Below are 15,662 nucleotides of genomic sequence, written 5' to 3'. Positions count from 1 at the left end.
GCTCCTTTTGTTATGCTGAAAAGAAGGAGGAAGGAGCGGAAATGGAGTTTATTCTATATTTGGCTATCATTATTGTATCAACCAAGCTGGCTGGCGCGTTATCGGTGAAACTGGGACAGCCGGCCGTGCTTGGAAAGCTCATTGCCGGCATCATCATAGGACCGGCTGTGCTTGGCTGGGTGAAACCCGATGATTTTATCGGACATTTCTCGGAAATCGGCGTGCTGCTGCTTATGTTTATAGCGGGACTCGAAACGGATCTTGATCAGCTGCGGAGGAATTGGAAGCCATCCTTTGCCGTAGCGGTTGGAGGCATCATATTGCCCTTTGTTGGAGGCTACGGGATTGCGGCAGCGTTTGGACTATCGAATAACGAGGCGCTGTTTCTGGGACTGCTCTTATGCGCGACCTCGGTAAGCATATCGGTGCAGACGTTGAAGGAGATGGATAAGCTGCAGTCGAGGGAAGGGACGACCATTCTGGGGGCTGCAGTGGTGGATGATGTGCTTGTTGTCATTCTGTTGGCGGTAATAATGGGCTTCCTAATACCGGCCAATGATGTATCGCTTGGGCTTTTGATCGGCAAGAAATTATTATTTTTTGTCGTTATCGGGCTAATGGGCTGGCTGCTTGTGCCGCGTTTCCTAAAATGGCTTGCACCGCTGAAGGTAACGGAGACGGCCATGAGCGCCGCATTGATCATCTGCTTTGCCTTCTCCTACTTCGCGGAAGAGATGGGTATTGCAGGCATTATAGGGGCATTTGCCGCCGGTATTGCCGTATCGCAAACGCCATTCAAGCATCAGGTGGAGTCCAAGGTAGAGCCGATTGCCTATACGTTATTCGTGCCGGTCTTCTTCGTAAGCATCGGACTGCATATAACCTTTGACGGCGTAGGAGAGCAGCTGCTCTTCATCGTGCTTGTAACGATTGTTGCGGCGGTTACAAAGCTGCTTGGAGGCGGTCTAGGCGCTCGGCTTACGGGATTTAATAACCGGTCTTCCATTGCAATTGGAGCGGGAATGGTATCGCGTGGCGAGGTGGCGTTAATTATAGCGGCAGCGGGGCTGGAATCGGGATTATTGCCGGAGAAATATTTTACGTCGGTTATTCTGGTTGTTATTCTGACGACGCTTATTACGCCGCCTCTCCTCAAGCAGGTTTTTAAAGAAAGGCAGACGGCATAACAGAGGACAGGAAAGGGCAGCCCGCGAAGGCTGCCCTTTGTTCATCGTATAATTTACGCCGTTTCCACTTCGGCTTCATGAGTGCTCTCGTCAGCTTCTTCTTCGATAATAAGCTCGACTTTCTTAATACGGTGCTTGCCAACCTCACGGATGATAAAACGGAGATTCTCGTAGTGCATTTCCTTGCCCGGCTTCGGATCGGTAAATTCCGAGAACAGCCAGCCGCCGACCGTGTCGACATCTTCCTGATCGATTGCAACGCCAGTTATTTCGGATACATGGTCAAGCGAGACTTTGCCATCAAGCAGGTAGCAGTTATCCGCAAGCTTCTCGATTTCTTTCCGTTCATCCGTATCGAATTCATCTCGAATCTCGCCGACGATTTCTTCCAGGATATCTTCGATGGTAATCATGCCGGAAGTGCCGCCGTATTCGTCCATCAGAACCGCGATATGAACGCGTTCCTGCTGCATGCGCTTCAGGAGCGTCTTAACCGGCAAAACCTCGGACACGGCCAAGACCGGATGAACCAGCTTCTGAAAGTTGAATTCTTTGTTTTCCTGGAATTCAAGGAACAGCTGCTTCGTGTTGATCATGCCAACGATGTTGTCTTTGCTGCCCGTTGCTACCGGGAAGCGCGTGTACTGCTCTTTGCGGATGATGTCCATATTCTCCATCATCGAGTTATTCGTATATAAGCAAATCATATCGGTACGCGGAACCATGATTTCTTTGGCGAGCATTTCGTCAAAGGCGAAGATCCGGCTCACGTAACCGTATTCGGTGTTATTGATTTTACCGCTTTGGAAGCTGTCGTTCAGAATGATCTGAATTTCTTCTTCGCTATGCGCTTCTTCATGCTCTTTCACAGCCTTCAGTCCAAACATGCGGATCAGGCTTGTTGCGGAACCATTCAGCACCCAGATGAACGGGTACATGATTTTGTGGAAGTAGATAATCGGTTTGGCTACGGCAAAGCTGATAAACTCAGCTTTTTGGATGGCCCATGTCTTCGGTGCAAGTTCACCCATGACCACATGCAGGAATGTAACGGCAACGAATGCTATAACAAAGGAAATAATATGATTCAAATCGCTGTTTACGCCCAATTTCTCGAATAACGGATGGATAATTCGTTCAACGGTCGGTTCACCTAACCAACCAAGTCCGAGGGCGGTAATCGTAATACCGAGCTGACAAGCCGAAAGATAAGCATCAAGGTTGCTTGTCACGCGTTGTACGGCAAGCGCGTTTTTCTTGCCTTCGAGCACCAGCTGATCCACTCGGCTCGCGCGAAGGCGGATAATTGCGAACTCCGTAGCAACGAAGAAGGCGGTCAATACAATTAATACAGCAATCATAAACAAATTAAATCCTATACTACTGTCCATTTGGGTTCTTCACAATCCTTTATGAAATATTATAAGTTCCTATGATCTACTATAACGAACTTCAGCTAACAGATGCAAACCTGCTATTTTACTTTACGGGCGCAATACCAACCATTATGACGAAAAATTCGGAGCTATCATTACAATTTTGGCAAATACCTCGTCTTTACAAGGCTCTGTACAGGGGCGTATGATAAGTTCAGATGAGCTTGTAATCATCAAGCCAATCCCTTTAAGTCATAAGGAGGTAAGCGATATGGAGGCTTTTACGCTTACCCGCAAAGAGATGGCGGATTTGCTGCTTGCGATGCAAGGACAAAATTGCTGTGGGCCGCTTCAGGTTTTGCAGCAGGCTTGGAAACAATCGCACCGTGATGCTTATGAATCCGGATCGTCCCTGCCGGCATTTCTGTCGACGGCGCTTCCGCCTGTCCTGGTGAAGTTGATTAAAGGACGCGAGGTAAAAGGATTCTCTTTGCAGGAGATATCCGCGTTAGGCGGATTAATAGATTTTTCGCAAATGTCGATTACATCGATGCAAAACTGGGTAAAGAGAGATTTCAAGGCTTATTTCGACTGTCCGAAAATTGGCAAAAAATATTCTCTGAATCAGACAGCACTCTTGTTTATTATCGAAGATCTGAAATCCAGTCTTGATTTTGGTTCTATAAGGAAGCTGTTCGACCGGCTGTTCAATAAACCGGAAGACGAAACAGACGACCTCATTGGTCCGCTTGAGCTGTATGCGGCGTATACTTCCATGTATGAGGAGCTTGCGGCGAGCGGCTACCGGCTGTTCGATATGGCTCGTCCTTATACGGATGCGAAAGACAGGGAGGCTATTATGGAGCAGATGCTTCACAGCGCTTCCGAGCCCTTCCTGCAAATATTGCCGCGGCTAAACGAGGAGCAGACGGAGGCATTGCGCCATATTTTGTTCATCGCCGTCATTTCGATCCGTACTTCTTACTTTCACTCCCTGGCCAAAAGGTACTGTCATGCCACCTTGTTCCTGAATTCTTAAACGGTTCGTACACATAGGCATTCAAGGCGATTTAAAAAGGCAGCAACGAAAGCTTTACGCTCCCGTACTGCCTCGGCTAATCAGAATTTATGTGATTGCTGTTCCGCCCAGTCGCCGATATACGGCAGCTTGAAGCGCTTGCCCTGCAGGGCAAGCAGCATCAGGGCTATCCATAGAATAAAGCCAAGAGGTGTCAGAACCAGACCAAGAAGCCAGCCGATAACGGGAATGAAACCAAGCACGATATTGAGTACAATGAATACAACGGAAATCGCGATAGACTGAAGGGCATGAAATTTTACGAACCGGCTCTGTTTCTCCACGACCAGGAATATAATACCGGTAATAAAGCCCAGGAAATAAGCAAGCAGTCCTGCCACTTTGGGGTCTATACCTGTTGAGGAACGATCAGGCTCGAAGGAAGCGCTGGACATGAACGGATCTCATCCTTTCTATAATCGACTCTCTCGAGAAGATTGTATTCATGTCCGAAAAGTTATATGTCATTACGTATGTTATAGTGAAGCCACTAGGAAAGATTGGAGTTGAATGACGGATGAATATTGCGTTTTTCCTGCTGCCCAAGCAGGAAGTTATTACGGTAACGCAAGATGCAACGCTCAGGCAAACCCTCGAGAAGATGGAGCATCACCGCTACTCTGCGGTCCCGATTATTAATGAAGAGGGCGGTTATGCGGGTACGGTAACGGAAGGCGATCTGCTCTGGTACATGAAGAACACGCCGGGCATAAGCTTTGAGAACGCTAATAAGGTGAAGCTGCAGGATGTGCCGCTCCGGATGATGAACCGCTCGGTTCGGATTGATGCGGATATGAAGGATTTGATTGCCCTTGCGAAGGTTCAGAATTTTGTTCCCGTAGTGGACGACCGCGGCCATTTCATCGGCATCGTCCGAAGAAGCGAAATCATCGATTACTGCCAGTCCTTTATTCCGGGTTCGCCATCGGTTGCAATGGAGGCTTGACCAGTTTCAATTGGCCATTATGAACGAAGAGCATTCAGCATCTCCAAAAAGCATGGCATGCGCAGCTATATTTTCAGATAGAGTAGGAGAAAATAGGCCAAGCGAGCATGACTTCAGGAGGGGCTTCATGAATAGGAATGAGCACCAAAAAGACGGGGGCCGCAAACGGTACCGTCTTTTTGTTTTATTATTCGCGTTGGTTATCGGGGTAACAGGGGGGGGGAAATGCGGCATGGCATCCGAAGCGGCGGCATCGGAGACGGTCTACGATACGGTTATTGCCGGCGGCAGAGTTATGAATCCGGAAACCGGGCTGGATAAAAAGGGCTGGAATGTCGGCATAAAAGGCAGCCGTATTGCGATTGTTACATCTAAGCCTTTAAAGGGTAAGCATGTTATAAATGCAGCCGGCCTCATTGTGGCGCCGGGATTTATCGACAACCTCTCCTACAATCCGAACCCGCTGGGGGTCTGGAATAAGATCGCCGACGGGGTCACGACCAACATTGCCATGCACGGTGGAACCTCCACGCCCAAAGAATGGTATAACTATTATGCAAAAAGCATGACGCCGGTTAATTTCGGAGCTTCGTTCTTCTACACGGAAGCCCGCAACCGTTACGAACTCAGCCGTTATGGCAGCGCCCGGCCGGAACAGATCGCGGAGATGGTCAAGCAGGCGGAGCAGGCACTCAATAACGGAGCACTCGGCATTTCCTTCAGCCTTGAATATGTGCCGGGCATAACGGCAGCCGAGATTATGCCAATGATGCAGCTTGCCTACGATTACAACGTACCTGTCTACTTCCATGCCCGTTATTCCGATATGGAGGAGCCGGGCACCAATATGGATGCACTTAACGAGTTGATCGGTTATGCCCGGCGAACAGGGGCAGCCGTCCATATTGATCATATCAACAGCACAGGGGGCACTTTCTCGATGAAGAGGTCGCTCTCCCTTCTGGAGGCTGTCCGCAAACAAGGGCTCGATATTACCGCCTGCGTATATCCTTATGATTATTGGGGGACCTTCCTGAACTCGACAAGGTTCGATGAGGGCTGGCAATCGAGATTCCGGATTACGTTCCGCGACTTGCAGATTGCGGGCACCAATCATCGCTTGACCGAAGAGACGTTTGGCCGGTATCGCGCGGAAGGCAAGCTTGCGGTAGCTTACGCCATCCCCGAGCAGGATGTCGTAAAGGCGCTGAAGGCGCCTTACGTGATGATCGGCAGCGATGCGATCTTGGAGCCCGGCCACAATAATCATCCGCGTGCTTCCGGAACATTCGCGAGAACGATCGGAAGGTATGTCCGGGAGAAACATACCATTACCTTAATGGATGCACTCTCGAAGATGAGTCTTATGCCGGCTCAGAGGTTGGAAAAGCAAGCCCCGGCACTTCGCAATAAAGGCAGGATCGCCAAAGGAATGGATGCGGATATCGTCATCTTCGATTACAAGACGATTAAAGACCGCTCAACGGTTGAGCATCCGGAGCAGCTGTCCGATGGAATCCGTTACGTGCTTGTCGGAGGTCATCTGGCTCTCGATAACGGCAAGCTGAATAAGGATATCCAAATGGGCCAGCCTGTACGCAGCGAGTTCGTCAGGGTGAAGAGCGGGGCGGGGCTGCTTAGCTGGGGGGCACGTCAATATGCGGTGGTCGATTATAAAGGCGAGCCGTACGTGGATGTCCGTTCGCTTGAGCAGCAGGGCTACAGACTGGCATGGGATAAAGCAGCCCACAGGGTTATTGCCAAGCGTAGCAATAGTCAGGCGTCTCCCGTGATTAGCGGCGCCGAGCTTGCTCCCTCGGATGGAATGTTAATGCTGGAGCGGGGATACCGGTTGGAGGCGGGAGACGTAAAAGCGACCTTGATCTCGATCGGAACCCGGATGTTTATGCCATTATCCTTGCTGGGCAAGCTGGGGCTTGAATTAACCGCGGCGGGCGATGCGTCATGGAAGGCAAGCTGAGCCCGCCGGCGCCTAATCGCGATAGACGGGCGGCAAGCGCTAAAGGATGTGCGTGATCTATTTTGCTTTTATGATATAATGGAGTTTGAATGTTTGTTTACTGATTATGTACGCAAGAGGTGAACGGCTTGAAAGGTAAGCCCGGTATGAAAGCAGTTCTATGGAGCGGTGCGTCTCTGCTTCTTATTTTGTCATTGGCAGTACCTGTGTTTAATATGCTGACCATTATGCTGCTAATGGTGCCTTACGTCATTTTGTATACGACGCTGTCGACCCGGTCCTTTTTACTGCATCTTGTACCGGTATGGATCATCGCGGCCGTTATCCTTGGGCCGTCGGTTCTTATTATCGCGTTATTCTTCCTGATCCCCGCTATGGTGATGGGGCAGATGTACCGGAAGAAGGCGTCAGCACCGTATATATTAAGGCGGACGACGCTAACGATTCTGTTCTGTCTGCTGGCGGAGCTGCTTATTTTCGAAGGGGTTCTGAAACAATCGTTTATTGATCAAATCGGCGAGTTTGTCCGCAGCTTAGTGGCTGACCTCGACTCGGAGCATGTGCTTCCGAAAGAGTGGAACGGCGACTATACGGAATCCATCATCAAGATTATGATCCAATCGATTCCGCAGGCGATCATTCTGATTTCCTTCGTGTATGCGGTCATAACGCAGTATTTTGCACGCAAGGCGCTGGCATCTACAATCGAGGATATTCCTACCATGCCTAAGGCAAAAGACTGGATGCTTCCGCGCATTATGGTCTTTTACTACCTGGTCGTGTATATCCTGCAGATGTTTGCCGACAGCAGCAGCAGTTCCTTCTATTCCGTAGCGCTTATGAATGTGGTGCCGCTAATGCGGTATGCGTTCACGATTCAAGCGATCGGATTCTTCTTCTACATCGCGCATCAGCGGAGATGGAATAAGGCGGTCCCGGTTATTATCGCAATTCCGCTTCTTATCTTCCCGCCGCTAAGCTTGATTGGCGTACTTGATGCCGCTTTTCCGATCCGTAAGTCGTTTTCGAAATCATCATAAGCAATAGGAGCGAATAGGAAATGCCGAAGTTTCTTGTCACGCGATGGCATGGCATGCATCAGGTCTGGTCTATCGCATTAATGGTTCTTATGACCGTCGTGCTCACCTGGTTTTGGTGGGTGCTTGGGCTTATCGCGCTTCTTCTCACTATAGCCGCAGCTGTCTATACTGTTCTTGCGGAGCGGGCTTTCCGCAAGGATTTGAAGTCGTATCTCGGGACGTTATCCTACCGGGTGAAAAAGGTCGGCAATGACGTCATCGGCGAGCTTCCGTTTGGCGTTATTTTGTATAACGAAGACCGTACGGTAGAATGGCATAATCCATATATTTCGCAAATTGCGGGCGAGGAATCGGTGATCGGGATGCCGCTCACCGAGTTGTTCCCGGCTCTGCAGCAGGTTAAAGACAAGGAAGGAACCGTTGAAGCGACGGTTGACGGGCATGTCTACCAGCTGATCTTCAAGCAGAAGGAGCGGATTTTGTACGTACAGGAAATTACGCTCCTCTGGCAGCTCAGCAAACGATACGATGAAGAGAAGCTCGCAATGGGCGTCGTTATGATCGACAGCCTGGAGGAAGTTACGCAAGGGATGGACGACCATCAGCGGAGCTCGCTCCAGTCGAAGGTGACGACCGAAATTACCGAGTGGGCGCAGCGGTATCAGCTGTACCTGAAGCGGGTAACCTCGGACAGGTTCCTTCTGATTACCGATCAGAAGACGCTGAGACAGCTGGAGCAGTCGCGGTTTGTCATTCTGGATGAAGTGCGGGAGATGACCGCCGATCAGAAAATCCCGATTACGCTCAGTATCGGCTTCGCGGCCGGAGCGGAAAGCATAGTCGAGCTTGGCCAATGGGCGCAGTCCAGTCTGGATATTGCCCTTGGACGCGGCGGCGACCAGGCGTCGGTGAAGGTTGGCGGGCGCCAGTCGTTCTACGGCGGCAAGACCAATGCGGTGGAGAAGCGTACGCGGGTCCGCGCCCGTGTCGTTGCGCACGCGCTTCGCGATTTAATCAAGGAGAGCGGCAACGTCGTCATCATGGGTCATAAAATGCCGGATATGGATGCGATAGGCGCGGCTATCGGTATTATGAAAGCGGCTCTGATGTTCGGCAAGGAAGCTTATATCGTGCTCGAGGGCATTAACCCGGCCATTCAGAAGATGATGGAAATGCTGCGCGAGGACGAGAAGTTCACAAAGCGGTTCATTACGCCGGAGCAGGCGCTTGGCATAACGGACAGCCGGACGCTGGCCGTTGTGGTTGATACGCATAAAGCATCGATGGTGAAAGAGCCGCGCATCCTGGCGCAGACGAATAAAATTGTAGTGGTTGACCACCACCGCCGCGGCGAGGAATTTATCTCGAACGCGATTCTGGTCTATATGGAGCCTTACGCCTCCTCAACCTGCGAGCTTGTCACCGAGCTCCTGCAGTATATTCACGACCGGGTGCTGCTGGATGTACGCGAAGCAACGGCGCTTCTGGCAGGCATTACGGTCGATACGAAGAACTTCTCGCTCCGGACGGGCGCCCGCACGTTTGACGCGGCATCGTTCCTCCGCCGCAACGGTGCGGACTCGACGATGATTCAACGGATGCTGAAGGAGGATCTTGAGGAGTATGTACGCAAGGCCGAGATCATCAAGCATGCCGAGGTGTACTATGATCATGTGGCGATAGCGGTGACGGAGCCGGGCCGAAAGGTGGCTCAGCTGCTAATCGCGCAATCGGCGGATACGCTGCTTAACATGACGGATATATATGCCTCGTTTGTTATTGGGGAAAGGCCGGATGGACTTATCGGCATAAGCGCCCGCTCGCTTGGGCATATGAATGTACAAGTCGTGATGGAACGAATGGGCGGCGGAGGCCACTTGACGAACGCGGCGGCTCAACTAGAGGGCACCGTGCAGGAAGTGGCGGCCAAGCTCAAGACCGTACTCGCACAAATTGAAGCGGAAGAGGGGTTATTCGAATGAAAGTAATTTTCTTGAAAGACGTTAAAGGTCAAGGTAAAAAGGGCGATGTGAAGGAGCTGTCGGAAGGCTACGTACGCAACTTCCTGCTGCCGCAAGGACTGGCGAAGCTGGCGTCCGACGGCAACCTGAAGACGCTGGAAGTGCAGAATGCTTCGGAAGAGAAACGCAAAGCGAAGGAAAAAGCGGATGCGGTTGAGCTCGGCAAGAAGCTGGAAGAGCTGAAGGTTGTTATCAAGGCCAAAGCGGGCGAAGGCGGCCGGTTGTTCGGTGCCATTACAAGCAAGCAAATTGCCGAGGCACTAGCTGCTCAGGCAGGCGTTAAAATCGACAAACGCAAAATCGAGCTGGAAGATGCGATTCGCACTCTCGGCGTTACCCAAGTACCGGTGAAGCTGCATGTGGACGTTAAATCGAAGCTTAACGTTCAAGTTACCGAAGAATAAGAGCCCTTATTAAGCGTAATAGAAGCAAGACAACAATGGCGATGTGAGAGCATCGCCATTGTTGTCCAATCGGACAGGCCGATGCTGGAACTTTCCATAGCTTTCGGCGGCCTGCAACTGCTACACTGTTCGTTGTAGCATGAACGGAATCGGAAGCAATTCAGCATTCATTGGAAGGGAGCCTAAAGCATGAGCATGAGTAGTACGGAGCTGATGTTTGATCGGGTGCCGCCGCAAAACCTGGAGGCGGAGCAAGCCGTAATCGGCGCGATCCTGCTTCAGTCGGAGGCGCTGATCACCGCGATGGAGCGGCTTCGCAGCGAAGACTTTTATAGCGTTCCCCATCAACATATTTACGAAGCGATGGTTGAGCTTGGGGAGAGCGGGCAGCCGGTCGATCTGATCACGTTGACCGCTTATTTGCAGGACAGACAGCTGATCGAAGAGATTGGCGGCGTCTCGTATCTGGCCAAGCTGGCGAGCGCCGTGCCAACGGCGGCAAACGTCGATTACTACGCGCAGATCGTGGAAGAGAAATCGATGCTTCGCCGGTTGATCCGGACAGCTACCAATATCGTGTCGGACGGTTACGCAAGCACGGATGAAGTCGGTATTCTTCTGAGCGATGCGGAGCGTAAAATTCTGGAGATCTCGAACCGCCGTTCAAGCAGCGGTTTTATCTCCATCCGCGACGTTCTGATGGAAGTATTCGAGAAGGTCGAGACGCTCTACAATCAGAAGGGTGCAGGAACAACCGGTATTCCTTCCGGGTTCGTCGACTTGGATAAAATGACGGCCGGCTTCCAGCGCAGTGACTTGATCATTATCGCGGCCCGTCCTTCCGTAGGTAAAACGGCTTTCGCGCTGAACATTGCCCAGAACGTCGGCGTCCGTGCCCGCGAGACCGTCGCCATCTTCTCGCTCGAGATGTCCGCGGCGCAGCTCGTTCAGCGTATGGTCTGCGCCGAGTCGAACGTAGACGCGACCCGGATGCGTACCGGCCAGCTCGAGGGCGACGATTGGGAGAAGCTGACGATGGCGATTGGCGCCTTGTCGGAAGCGAATGTATTTATAGATGATACGCCAGGCATTACGGTTGCCGATATCCGCGCGAAATGCCGTCGCCTGAAGAAGGAAAAAGGTCTTGGCATGATTCTTATTGATTACTTGCAGCTCATTCAAGGCCGCGGCAAAGCGGGCGAGAACCGTCAGCAGGAAGTATCCGAGATTTCGCGTACTCTGAAACAGATCGCCCGTGAGCTGGAAGTGCCGGTTATCGCCCTGTCGCAGCTCAGCCGTGGTGTCGAGCAGCGTCAGGACAAGCGTCCGATGATGTCCGACCTTCGGGAATCGGGCTCGATCGAGCAGGATGCCGATATCGTAGGGTTCCTGTACCGTGACGATTACTACGACAAGGAATCCGAGAAGAAGAATATCATCGAGATCATTCTTGCCAAACAGCGTAACGGCCCGGTCGGTACGGTCGAACTGGTCTTTCTTAAGCAATTCAATAAATTCGTAAGCTTAGACAGGACCCACGAGGACCCGTCGCAGGCATCATAAGGTTATGTATAATATCCGAACAATTGTATGGGCGACTGTGCAATTGTTCGTTTTTTGTTTGACTTCTCTATACGGGACTGCTACACTGTTATTGCTGTCTTTTACGCGGTCGGACCATTTTTGAGTAAGAAGCGCCGATCCGGTTAATGCTAAGACGGTAATTTTCGGTGTGCAAAATCACCGGACGGGGGTATGTTTATGTCTACGGTTGTTGTTGTCGGTACGCAGTGGGGAGACGAAGGGAAAGGCAAAATTACCGATTACTTGGCGGACGGAGCCGACGTCGTCGCTCGCTATCAAGGTGGTAACAATGCCGGACACACTATTCTCATTGACAACAAAAAGTATAAATTGACGATGATTCCATCGGGTATTTTCAATCAAAATAAAATTTGCGTCATCGGCAACGGGATGGTTATCAACCCGCAAGCGCTGATCGACGAAATTAACTATATTCATGACAATGGCTTCTCGAGCGACAATCTGAAAATCAGTGACCGCGCCCATGTCATTATGCCTTACCATCTCGTGCTGGACGGCCTCGAAGAGGACCGCAAGGGCGATAACAAAATCGGTACAACACGCAAAGGCATCGGCCCATGCTACATGGACAAAGCTGCGCGTAACGGGATCCGTATCGCGGACCTTTTGGATGCAGAAGAGTTCACGGAAAAAACACGCCGCCTCGTAGCGGAGAAGAACCAAGTGATCCAGCAAGTATACGGCGGAGAGCCGCTTGATGCCGAAACAATCATTGCGGAATACTTAGGCTACGCTGAGACGCTTCGTCCTTACGTAACGGATACTTCGGTTGTTCTGAACGATGCGATTGACGAGAATCGCAAAGTGCTGTTCGAGGGCGCGCAAGGCGTTATGCTTGATATTGACCAAGGTACTTATCCATTCGTAACTTCTTCCAATCCTTCGGCTGGCGGCGTATGTATCGGTTCCGGCGTAGGTCCATCGAAGATCCAGCAGGTTATCGGCGTAGCGAAAGCTTACACAACGCGTGTTGGCGATGGCCCGTTCCCAACGGAGCAAATTAACGAAATCGGCGATCTGATCCGCGACAAAGGCCATGAGTACGGCACCGTTACCGGCCGTCCGCGCCGCGTTGGCTGGTTCGACAGCGTTGTTGTCCGCCATGCACGCCGCGTCAGCGGTATTACAGGTTTGTCCCTTAACTCGCTGGACGTACTGAGCGGCCTTGAAACCGTGAAGATCTGTACGGCTTATAAATATCGCGGTGAAGTCATCGAGCACTACCCGGCAAGCCTCAAGATGCTGGCGGAATGCGAAGCGGTATACGAAGAGATGCCGGGCTGGAGCGAAGATATTACGGGTGCGAAAACACTGGAAGATCTTCCGGTTAACACGCTGAACTACCTGAACCGCGTATCCGAGCTGACAGGTATTCCGATTGCCATCTTCTCGGTTGGACGCAACCGTGAACAAACGAACATCGTTCGTCCAATCTACGAATAGAACGCGACAAGAATTTAAAGATAAGGATAGTCCAAGGCGGAATGGCCGGGACTATCCTTTTTTGTCGTTTTCATAGTTTGCTCTCCCTATTCTTTGACCATAATGATAGATAGCAGAAGGAAAGGGATGAGCGTAAATGTGGTTAAAAGCAGCCGTATGGATCGCGAAAATCGTAGCGGCGGGTCTCATTGTCAGCTTTCTCTCCATATGGACAACCGGCTATATCGTTAATAGTTATGTACAGACGCTGCTGAAGCAGTATAATCTGCCGCTGGAGGTACAACCGATGGCTTTGTCCGGGGTATGGGGCAAGCTGTGGGGCGCCGAGGAGCCGGTCCAGACGGAGGATACCGAGAAGACGGGCACGGATGGGACAGACGGAGATAAGGTTGCGGTAGACGCATTTGCCGACCAGCCATCCACTGCGCCGCTTACGGATATCGGCGTTGGCGGAGGCTCGAAGGCGGAGAGCGGCACAACCGGCCAATCGGAGGAAGCGGGTACAAGCACGGGTCAGACGGAGGGCAGCAGCCAGACTGACGATGATGAAGCACCGTCGATTGACGGAACGGAAACGGCGATTACGACCGAGGACATGAACAATATGAAGGGTCAGATGAGCGAAGCCGATAAGGACCAATTGTTTGGTCTGCTCATGAGCAAGCTGCCGCAGGAGGCCATGCAGACGATCTCCGGATACATGGAAAACGGGCTTACGGACGAGGAGCTTACGCAGATTCAACAGCTGATGGCACAGTATCTGGACCGCGACCAATATGAACAAATGATGGCAATTCTGAAAAAATATTAATTTCGACTCTTGACAAGAATGGTTGCCGCGTTTATTAACCATATGTTAAAGTATTAGGCGAGTGATCCGACAGGACATTCGTCTTTTTTTATGTCGGATTCCGTATTTTATTGCAGGAAAAGTGCGAAAAGGAGACCATCATGACCGTTTTCAGCCCCAAGGATCGTTTCCGGAAGACTTGGAATCTTGTAAACCAATACTTTCGGCCTAGTGATCCGCAAGACTCGAAAGGCAAGAAGCAGCCTCCTTCGGCAGGAGAGAGACCACATACTCCAATGTGGAAGAGAAAACCTGTCATGCTTACAGCAGGAGTGCTGGTAGTCCTAGCAGCAGCCGGTATCGGTGGTACCGGATACGTACAAGCGAATACAGTCGATTATTACAACGTATATAAAGACGGCAATATCGTGGGTTCCATCAGCGATCCCGCAGAGGTTGAGCAGTTGATTCAGCAGCAGACCGAAGAAGTAAAGAAAGCGAATCCGGAGCTCAGCATGGTGCTCGACACCGGAGAGATTACGTACAGCGGGGAAAGCGGCTTTAAAGCGGACCCTGAGACCGAAGAAACGTTAAGCAAGCTGAAAGGTCTGCTGACCTCGCATGCTGAAGGCGTAGAACTCGTTATCGACGGCAAGGTAGCCGGTGTGGTGAAGGATCAGGAAACGGCCGATGCCATTTTGAACCGGGTACAAAGCAAATACGCTCCGCAGCTTGCGGCAGCGAAGAAGCAGAACGAAGTGAAGACTTTGTCTTACTCCAAGGCAGAGGCTGAGAAGAAAAAGACGGAATCGTCCAGCGGCAACAAGCTTACGGGCGTCAAATTCGTTGAAGAGGTTAAGACAGACGAAGTAAAAGTTGATCCGAACAAGATCATGGACGCTAACGAGCTGTACCTGAAGCTTGTGAAGGGCAGCGTCAAACCAACGAAGTATACGGTACAGAAAGGCGACTGTATCGGATGTATTGCGAGTAAGTTCAATATCTCCGAACAAGTCATTTACGATAACAACGGCTGGATCGAGCAAGATATGATCAAAGAAGGCGATGTCCTGGATTTAACCGTGCTTCAGCCGGAGCTGACGGTAAAGACGGAAGAACGCCAGTCCGAAACGATTACTTACGATGCTCCATTAGAGATCCGCAAGAGCGATACCATGAAGCTTGGCGAATCGAAGGTGCTGACAGAAGGCAAGAGCGGCAAGAAGACTCTTACATACCGGATTGTGAAGCAGAACGGTAAGGTTGTTACGGAAGAGCTCGTAGATAGTCAGGTTGTCGTGAAGCCGGTAGCCGAGGTTATCATTCGGGGAACAAAGGTTATTCTTGGCGAAGGTACAGGCCATTTTGCATCTCCTGTATCCGGCTGGTCGCTGTCGAGCAAGTATGGTCAGCGCTGGGGACGGATGCATAAAGGCATTGACATGACGGGCGGCAAAACCATCATGGCTCCGGATAACGGTGTTGTTGAGTTTGTTGGCCAGAAGACGGGCTATGGCAATTGCATTATCATTAATCATAAGAATGGCTACAAAACGTTGTACGGACATCTGAAGTCCATCGGCGTGAAGAAAGGCCAGATTGTCGAAAAAGGCGACAGTATCGGCATTATGGGCAGCACCGGCGAATCGACCGGCGTGCATCTGCATTTCGAAATTACGAAAAACGGCGTCCTGCAAAACCCGTTGAAGTACTTATAATATATTTTTTATCCAAGAAGGCTGTCCTCATGAGGGCAGTCTTCTTTATTTTTACATTATTTACCCCGAAATT

Annotated in this window: 13 protein-coding genes; 11 read left to right on the top strand and 2 right to left on the bottom strand. The window is 51.0% G+C overall.

The window, feature by feature from the left end; genetic code table 11:
• The first annotated feature begins 41 nt into the window (after positions 1-41).
• Positions 42-1,187, top strand: coding sequence for a cation:proton antiporter (locus tag WFJ73_RS28215; RefSeq protein WP_336776258.1), 1,146 nt, complete (start codon positions 42-44; stop codon positions 1,185-1,187).
• A 53-nt stretch (positions 1,188-1,240) separates the two neighbouring features.
• Here the strand turns inward: WFJ73_RS28215 and WFJ73_RS28210 are convergent, their stop codons facing one another.
• Positions 1,241-2,548: a hemolysin family protein gene (locus WFJ73_RS28210; protein ID WP_336776257.1), complete on the bottom strand. Its 1,308-nt coding sequence runs from the start codon at positions 2,546-2,548 to the stop codon at positions 1,241-1,243.
• Positions 2,549-2,834: 286 nt separating this feature from the next.
• Here WFJ73_RS28210 and WFJ73_RS28205 point away from each other — a divergent pair, with 286 nt between their 5' ends.
• Complete coding sequence (locus WFJ73_RS28205; RefSeq protein WP_336776256.1) at positions 2,835-3,602, top strand: DUF1836 domain-containing protein; 768 nt, start codon at positions 2,835-2,837, stop codon at positions 3,600-3,602.
• 80 nt (positions 3,603-3,682) lie between these two features.
• Here WFJ73_RS28205 and WFJ73_RS28200 read toward each other — a convergent pair whose 3' ends face one another.
• Complete coding sequence (locus WFJ73_RS28200; RefSeq protein ID WP_116394511.1) at positions 3,683-4,036, bottom strand: DUF4870 domain-containing protein; 354 nt, start codon at positions 4,034-4,036, stop codon at positions 3,683-3,685.
• Between the two features lie 122 nt (positions 4,037-4,158).
• Here WFJ73_RS28200 and WFJ73_RS28195 point away from each other — a divergent pair, with 122 nt between their 5' ends.
• From WFJ73_RS28195 to WFJ73_RS28155, 9 genes are all read left to right on the top strand, one after another.
• Positions 4,159-4,587, top strand: a complete 429-nt coding sequence (locus WFJ73_RS28195; RefSeq protein ID WP_116394512.1) for a CBS domain-containing protein — start codon at positions 4,159-4,161, stop codon at positions 4,585-4,587.
• Positions 4,588-4,714: 127 nt separating this feature from the next.
• A complete protein-coding gene (locus WFJ73_RS28190; protein ID WP_336776255.1) occupies positions 4,715-6,568 on the top strand; it encodes an amidohydrolase family protein in 1,854 nt (617 codons plus the stop codon).
• 146 nt (positions 6,569-6,714) lie between these two features.
• The gene (locus tag WFJ73_RS28185) at positions 6,715-7,608 is read left to right on the top strand and encodes a DUF2232 domain-containing protein (protein WP_336776254.1); all 894 of its coding nucleotides are present in this window, start codon (positions 6,715-6,717) and stop codon (positions 7,606-7,608) included.
• 20 nt (positions 7,609-7,628) lie between these two features.
• Positions 7,629-9,590 carry a DHH family phosphoesterase gene (locus WFJ73_RS28180; protein ID WP_336776253.1) on the top strand — a complete coding sequence of 654 codons (1,962 nt, stop codon included), beginning with the start codon at positions 7,629-7,631 and terminating at the stop codon, positions 9,588-9,590.
• Complete coding sequence (rplI, locus tag WFJ73_RS28175) at positions 9,587-10,033, top strand: 50S ribosomal protein L9 (RefSeq protein ID WP_116394516.1); 447 nt, start codon at positions 9,587-9,589, stop codon at positions 10,031-10,033. Before WFJ73_RS28180 ends, rplI begins: the two co-directional genes overlap by 4 nt.
• A 189-nt stretch (positions 10,034-10,222) precedes the next feature.
• The gene (dnaB, locus tag WFJ73_RS28170) at positions 10,223-11,596 is read left to right on the top strand and encodes a replicative DNA helicase (protein ID WP_116394517.1); all 1,374 of its coding nucleotides are present in this window, start codon (positions 10,223-10,225) and stop codon (positions 11,594-11,596) included.
• A 198-nt stretch (positions 11,597-11,794) separates the two neighbouring features.
• Positions 11,795-13,081 carry an adenylosuccinate synthase gene (locus tag WFJ73_RS28165; RefSeq protein WP_336776252.1) on the top strand — a complete coding sequence of 429 codons (1,287 nt, stop codon included), beginning with the start codon at positions 11,795-11,797 and terminating at the stop codon, positions 13,079-13,081.
• A 136-nt stretch (positions 13,082-13,217) separates the two neighbouring features.
• Positions 13,218-13,892 carry a hypothetical protein gene (locus tag WFJ73_RS28160; protein WP_336776251.1) on the top strand — a complete coding sequence of 225 codons (675 nt, stop codon included), beginning with the start codon at positions 13,218-13,220 and terminating at the stop codon, positions 13,890-13,892.
• Positions 13,893-14,188: 296 nt separating this feature from the next.
• Positions 14,189-15,589, top strand: a complete 1,401-nt coding sequence (locus WFJ73_RS28155) for a peptidoglycan DD-metalloendopeptidase family protein (protein ID WP_336776250.1) — start codon at positions 14,189-14,191, stop codon at positions 15,587-15,589.
• Positions 15,590-15,662 lie beyond the last annotated feature (73 nt).

Origin of the sequence: Paenibacillus sp. MMO-58 (assembly GCF_037146255.1) — a bacterium.
Classification (GTDB): domain Bacteria; phylum Bacillota; class Bacilli; order Paenibacillales; family Paenibacillaceae; genus Pristimantibacillus.
Note: the sequence above shows the minus strand (reverse complement) of the source record. Positions and strands in the feature narration are given on the sequence as shown.

Coding starts and splice junctions, on each gene's coding strand:
- WFJ73_RS28195 (WP_116394512.1), top strand. CDS start 4,159: ATGAATATTGCGTTTTTCCTGCTGCCCAAGCAGGAAGTTATTACGGTA.
- WFJ73_RS28185 (WP_336776254.1), top strand. CDS start 6,715: ATGAAAGCAGTTCTATGGAGCGGTGCGTCTCTGCTTCTTATTTTGTCA.
- WFJ73_RS28155 (WP_336776250.1), top strand. CDS start 14,189: ATGCTTACAGCAGGAGTGCTGGTAGTCCTAGCAGCAGCCGGTATCGGT.
- WFJ73_RS28210 (WP_336776257.1), bottom strand. CDS start 2,548: ATGATTGCTGTATTAATTGTATTGACCGCCTTCTTCGTTGCTACGGAG.
- WFJ73_RS28165 (WP_336776252.1), top strand. CDS start 11,795: ATGTCTACGGTTGTTGTTGTCGGTACGCAGTGGGGAGACGAAGGGAAA.
- WFJ73_RS28190 (WP_336776255.1), top strand. CDS start 4,715: ATGAATAGGAATGAGCACCAAAAAGACGGGGGCCGCAAACGGTACCGT.
- dnaB (WP_116394517.1), top strand. CDS start 10,223: ATGAGCATGAGTAGTACGGAGCTGATGTTTGATCGGGTGCCGCCGCAA.
- WFJ73_RS28200 (WP_116394511.1), bottom strand. CDS start 4,036: ATGTCCAGCGCTTCCTTCGAGCCTGATCGTTCCTCAACAGGTATAGAC.
- WFJ73_RS28215 (WP_336776258.1), top strand. CDS start 42: ATGGAGTTTATTCTATATTTGGCTATCATTATTGTATCAACCAAGCTG.
- WFJ73_RS28160 (WP_336776251.1), top strand. CDS start 13,218: ATGTGGTTAAAAGCAGCCGTATGGATCGCGAAAATCGTAGCGGCGGGT.
- WFJ73_RS28205 (WP_336776256.1), top strand. CDS start 2,835: ATGGAGGCTTTTACGCTTACCCGCAAAGAGATGGCGGATTTGCTGCTT.
- rplI (WP_116394516.1), top strand. CDS start 9,587: ATGAAAGTAATTTTCTTGAAAGACGTTAAAGGTCAAGGTAAAAAGGGC.
- WFJ73_RS28180 (WP_336776253.1), top strand. CDS start 7,629: ATGCCGAAGTTTCTTGTCACGCGATGGCATGGCATGCATCAGGTCTGG.